At 70.8% G+C, this 5,039-nt stretch carries 6 protein-coding genes and 1 pseudogene; 3 read left to right on the forward strand and 4 right to left on the reverse strand.

Annotated features, from left to right (window positions below; translation table 11 throughout):
• The 3 genes from RMO85_RS03215 to RMO85_RS03225 all read left to right on the forward strand — a co-directional run.
• On the forward strand, positions 1 to 683 hold a 683-nt coding region (locus RMO85_RS03215; protein ID WP_310526433.1), incomplete at its 5' end, for a beta-ketoacyl synthase N-terminal-like domain-containing protein.
• A complete protein-coding gene (locus RMO85_RS03220; RefSeq protein ID WP_310526434.1) occupies positions 683 to 2,128 on the forward strand; it encodes a carboxyl transferase domain-containing protein in 1,446 nt (481 codons plus the stop codon). The genes RMO85_RS03215 and RMO85_RS03220, both read left to right, overlap by 1 nt.
• A gap of 91 nt (positions 2,129 to 2,219) precedes the next feature.
• Complete coding sequence (locus tag RMO85_RS03225; protein WP_310526435.1) at positions 2,220 to 2,642, forward strand: hypothetical protein; 423 nt, start codon at positions 2,220 to 2,222, stop codon at positions 2,640 to 2,642.
• Here RMO85_RS03225 and RMO85_RS03230 read toward each other — a convergent pair.
• From RMO85_RS03230 to RMO85_RS03245, 4 genes and pseudogenes are all read right to left on the reverse strand, one after another.
• The gene (locus RMO85_RS03230; RefSeq protein ID WP_310526436.1) at positions 2,614 to 3,228 is read right to left on the reverse strand and encodes a YibE/F family protein; all 615 of its coding nucleotides are present in this window, start codon (positions 3,226 to 3,228) and stop codon (positions 2,614 to 2,616) included. The genes RMO85_RS03225 and RMO85_RS03230 overlap by 29 nt on opposite strands.
• A 15-nt stretch (positions 3,229 to 3,243) precedes the next feature.
• Positions 3,244 to 3,771, reverse strand: a complete 528-nt coding sequence (locus RMO85_RS03235; protein ID WP_310526437.1) for a hypothetical protein — start codon at positions 3,769 to 3,771, stop codon at positions 3,244 to 3,246.
• 52 nt (positions 3,772 to 3,823) lie between these two features.
• The gene (locus tag RMO85_RS03240) at positions 3,824 to 4,321 is read right to left on the reverse strand and encodes a DUF3145 domain-containing protein (RefSeq protein WP_310526438.1); all 498 of its coding nucleotides are present in this window, start codon (positions 4,319 to 4,321) and stop codon (positions 3,824 to 3,826) included.
• Between the two features lie 303 nt (positions 4,322 to 4,624).
• Positions 4,625 to 5,039 (reverse strand): annotated as a pseudogene (locus RMO85_RS03245) (alpha/beta hydrolase); the annotation flags it as partial.

The following is a 5,039-nucleotide window of genomic DNA, read 5'->3' on the forward strand; positions in this document are numbered from 1 at the left end:
TCGCCGGCGGCACCGAGGCAGCGATCCACCCCCTGCCGATGGCCGCCTTCGCCAACATGATGGCGCTGTCGAAGAATGCCGGCGACCCGACGACCGTGTCACGCCCGTGGGACACCGGGCGCGACGGCTTCGTGCTGGGTGAGGGTTCGGGTGTCCTGGTCCTGGAGTCCGAGGAGCACGCGCGCGCTCGTGGCGCACGCGTCTACGCCGAGGTCCTGGGAGCCGGCATCACCGCCGACGCCCACGACATCGCCCAGCCCGACCCCGAGGGTCGCGGCGGCACGCGGGCCATCAAGATGGCGCTGCGCGAGGGCGACGTGGACCCCTCCAGCGTGGTGCACGTCAACGCCCACGCCACGTCGACCCCCAAGGGCGACATCGCCGAGGGCCTGATGCTCCACACCGTCCTCGGCTCGCACGTCGACCGCTGCGTGGTCACGAGCACCAAGTCGATGACCGGCCACCTCCTCGGCGGCGCCGGTGCGCTCGAGGCCATCGCGACAGTGATGGCCCTCAAGGACCGCACCAGCCCCCCGACCATCAACCTCGACAACCTGGACCCGGCGGTCGAGCTCGACATCCCGACCGAGGCCCGGGCACTGCCCGACGGCGACATCGCCGCGCTCAACAACTCCTTCGGCTTCGGCGGCGCCAACGTCGCCGTCGCCTTCGGGAGTGCCTGATGACCACAACGGCCGACGTCGCCGCGCCGGCCAAGCCGGCCAGGCTGCCTCGCGACCAGGACCCCCGCAACCCGGTCCATCGCCTCACGGCGCTCTTCGACCAGGACAGCCTGCAGCTGCTGACCGAGGACGACGACTCCGGGATGCTGGCGGCCATCGGCCGGGTCCACGGCACCACCGTCGTGGCCTTCTGCAGTGACGCCACGGTCATGGGCGGCGCGATGGGCGACGTCGGTTGTCGCGTCGTCGTCGACGCCTATCACCGCGCCATCACCGACGGCGTACCCATCATCGGCTTGTGGCACTCCGGCGGCGCCCGGCTGGCCGAGGGCGTCCTGTCCCTGCACGCCGTGGGGCGGATCTTCCAGGTGATGACCCAGGCCTCCGGCAAGATCCCCCAGATCTCGGTGGTGCTCGGCCCGGCCGCCGGCGGTGCTGCCTACGGTCCGGCGCTCACCGACGTGGTGATCCTCGGCCCCGCAGGCCGCATCTTCGTCACCGGCCCGGACGTCGTCCGCTCCGTGACCGGTGAGGATGTGGACATGCTGCGGCTCGGCGGTCCCGAGCCCCACGGCCGCAGGTCCGGCGTCGTCCACATCCTCACCGATTCAGAGCGCGAGGCGCTCGACCGTGCCCGGATCGTCGCCTCGCTCCTGGGGGCCCAGGGCAGCCTCGACCAGGACTCGGTCGAGGACCGCGACCTCGCCGCCATCCTGCCCGAGTCCAAGAAGCGTGCCTACGACGTGCACCCGCTCGTCGAGGCGGTCCTCGACGACGGCACCATGCAGGAGCTGCACGCCCGCTGGGCCCCCAACATCGTCACCGCTCTGGGACGCTTCGGCGCGCGCACGGTCGGCGTCGTGGCCAACAACCCGCTCCGCCTGGGTGGCTGCCTGGACTCCCTGTCCGCGGAGAAGGCCTCCCGCTTCGTGCGCATGTGCGATGCGTTCGGCGTGCCCCTCATCGTGCTGGTCGACGTCCCCGGCTACCTTCCGGGCGTCGGGCAGGAGTGGGACGGGGTCGTACGCCGCGGCGCGAAGCTGCTGCACGCGTTCGGCGAGTGCGTGGTGCCCCGCGTGACACTGGTGACCCGCAAGACCTACGGCGGTGCCTACATCGCCATGAACGCCCGGTCGCTCGGCGCGACCCGGGTCCTGGCCTGGCCCGGTGCCGAGGTCGCGGTGATGGGCGCGACCGCGGCCGTCCGGATCCTGCACCGGCGCAAGCTCGCCGAGGTCTCCCCCGAGATCCGTCCTCGCGTCGAGGCCGAGCTCGCCGCCGAGCACGAGCGGATCGCCGGAGGGGTGGACAAGGCCGTCGAGATCGGTGTCGTCGACGAGGTCGTCGAGCCGTCTCGCACGCGCACCGCCATCGCCGCGGCCTTCCGCCACGAGATCGACACCTCGGGCGTGCACCGAGGACAGCACGGCAACATCCCGCTGTAGGCCTGGAGCACATCGGGCGAGGGCGGGCATAACGCCAGGGCGCTACCTGCGTTGGTGAATGTGTCCGTGGTCACTCGCGAAGGGACGACTGATGCGCCCACCACTCACCCTGCGGCTCGCCGCGGGGCTGTCGGCTGTCGCAACGAGCATCTCCCTGGCCGGACCGGTCCATGCGCTCGCGACGGACGATGTCGTCGGCGGCACGACATCGGCGCCCAGCGGCCTGCTGCGGAGGGGCTGCCACACCTACGCGTACAGCTACGCCGTGCAGGTCCCGACGCAGGACTGGGCCCTGGAGGTCTCCATCGTCGACCGGCGCGGCCACGGGGTGGCCTCGTTCGCCTACATCGGGCCCTACGACGAGGTGGCTGAGACCACACCGTTCCGGCTCTGCCGCGCCGCCACGGTGCCCGGCAGGTTCCGGATCCGCTCGACGCTGAACTGGTACGACGACCCGATGACGCCCATCCCGGCCCCGATGTCGGTCACGCGTTTCCGGCTGGCGCGCTCCTGACGGCGGGAGCCACGGTCGCGGCCGCGATGGCGGTGGTGGCGGGAACGGCCAGCACCAGACCGATCGCCGAGGCCAGAGTCCGTGCGACCTCCTCGGCAATCGCCTCGTCACTGAGTATGTCGATCAGCGGCCGGTCGTAGAGCGAGATCAACAGCATGGTGGCGACCGCGGTGCCGGCGTAGGCGAAGACGATCGTGTAGATCGTGGAGGCGATGTGGTCGCGTCCGATCCGCATGCCCGACGCGAAGATCTGGCGCCGCGTCAGGTGCGGCGCGGCCTCGCGCAGCTCCCACACCGATGAACTCTGGGTGATGGTCACGTCGTTGAGGACGCCCAGGCCGGCGACGATCACCGCACAGGTGAGCAGTCCCCTGAAGTCGAGCTGGTCGGCCTGGTTGCGCAGCAGGAGACTCGACTCGTCGCCCAGCCCGCTGAGCCGTGCCGTGTGAATCGCGACGAGACCGATCCCCGCCGTGATGAGGAGTCCGATCAGGGTGCCGGCCAATGCGGTCGACGTCCGCACCGAGGGACCGTGGGCGAGGTAGAGGACCACGTACATGATGGCGGTCGACCCCACCTGCGCCACGGGCAGTCCTGACTCTCAGGCCAGCAGAGCGGGCTGCATGATGTAGACGATCACCAGCCCGGCGACGACCAGGCCCAGGATCGCCAACAGGCCCCGGAGCCGGGCGATGAGCGCGACCACGAGCAGGAAGCCGAGAGTCAGCCACCCCAGCGGCGGCTTCCGATCGACACCCACCCAGCCGTAGTCGGGCTCCTGCGAGCCCTCCTGCGGGACCGCGACCAGCGTGGCCCGGTCCCCGACCTGGAGTGCCTCCACGACCCCCGGGCGCACGCGCAGCTCCGTCACGGTGCCGCCATCGCCGTCGAGTCGAATGTCGACGTCGTCGCAGACGTCGGGGAAGTCGGTGGAGTCCTCGGTGACGACCGGGCAGGCCTCGCCCACTCGGAGCACCTCACCGTCGGGATAGCTCACGCCCGCGGCGGAGTACGGCGTCGGCGGCCGTCCGCCGCTCGGCCACAGCACCCCCACACCGACCAGGGTCGCGACGGCGGTCAGCGCCAGCACGATCAGCAGCAGCCGCGTGACCGGGCCGGAGGTGCGCACGTCGACCGAGCGGTGCGAGTGACCGTGCGAGTGACCGTGACCCACTGAGCGGTCAGACCACCTGGTGCAGCCAGCGGACCGGCGCACCCTCACCGGCGTGACGGAACGTCTCCAGCTCGTCGTCCCACGGCTTTCCCAGCAGCTTGTCGATCTCGTTGAGCAGCGTGGTGTCGCCCAGGGCGGCCTTGACGACGGCGGCCTTGAGCCGATCCTCGGGGATCATGATGTCGCCGTGCAGGCCGGTGACGGCGTGGTAGACGCCGAGCTCGGGTGTGTAGGAGAACCGGGTGCCCTCGCTGGCGCTGCTCGGCTCCTCGGTGATCTCGAACCGGAGGTGGTTCCAGCCGCGGAGCGCCGAGGCAACCGTCGCGGCGGATCCCACCGACCCGACCCACGACAGCTCGGCGCGGTAGCTGCCCGGCTGAGCGGGCTGCGGGATCCAGTCAAGGCTCACGGCCACGCCGAGCACTCCGCCCACGGCCCACTCGATGTGAGGGCAGAGAGCAGAGGGCGCTGAGTGCACGTACAGGATGCCCCGGGTCCCGGCGATATCCGGGCGGGCGTGAGTGCTTGTGGTCACCGTGACCTCCTTGAAGTTCCGACGCTGAGATGCGCCTTCCCCAGCGGTCTGTGCGACGGTTTCAAGGATGTGAAGTGACACGTATGTGATTAGGGCTCCATTGTGACCCATGGGACCTGAGTTTGCCAATGGGACAGGCTAGGAAACTGTCTTCGTGTCGCGGCGGGGTCCGAGGGCCAGGATCGAGGAGAGGACGTCTCGGGCGACGCCGAGTCCGCCGAGGTGGCTCTCGCCGTCGATCACGGTCATGGACGCGTCGGGCAGCCGGTCCACTCAATGCTGGCCGTGCGCGAACGGCACGATGTGGTCGGCGTCGCCGTGCCACCAGCGCACCGGCACCCGGACGTCGGAGAGGGCGAAGCCCCAGTCGCGCGTGAAGAGGATGAGGTCGGCCAGCGGGGCGCTCATCTGCCTGCGCGAGCCGCTGAGGAGGTCGTCGAGGAACATCGCCTTGAACTCCGGTCGGGCGAGCAGGTTCTTGTCCCCCGACGGCTGCAGTGCGCCGTACAGGTCGAGGACCGGCCCGGCCAGCGGACGCACGATCCTGATGGCCTGGGTCAGGGCGAGTCCGACCGGGACCCGCATCGGCGTGAGGACGGGCTCACACGCCACCGCGAGCTGCAGGAGCCCGCCCTTGGCCGCATCGGGGCCCTGGGTCGGCGCCACACCGCCGAGCACCGCCGCCGCG

It is taken from the genome of Nocardioides sp. (assembly GCF_031422975.1).
In the GTDB taxonomy this organism is placed as follows: domain Bacteria; phylum Actinomycetota; class Actinomycetes; order Propionibacteriales; family Nocardioidaceae; genus Nocardioides.

Bases quoted from the DNA above. Each gene is read 5' to 3' on its own strand.
- RMO85_RS03220 (WP_310526434.1), top strand. From the start codon at position 683: ATGACCACAACGGCCGACGTCGCCGCGCCGGCCAAGCCGGCCAGGCTG.
- RMO85_RS03225 (WP_310526435.1), top strand. From the start codon at position 2,220: ATGCGCCCACCACTCACCCTGCGGCTCGCCGCGGGGCTGTCGGCTGTC.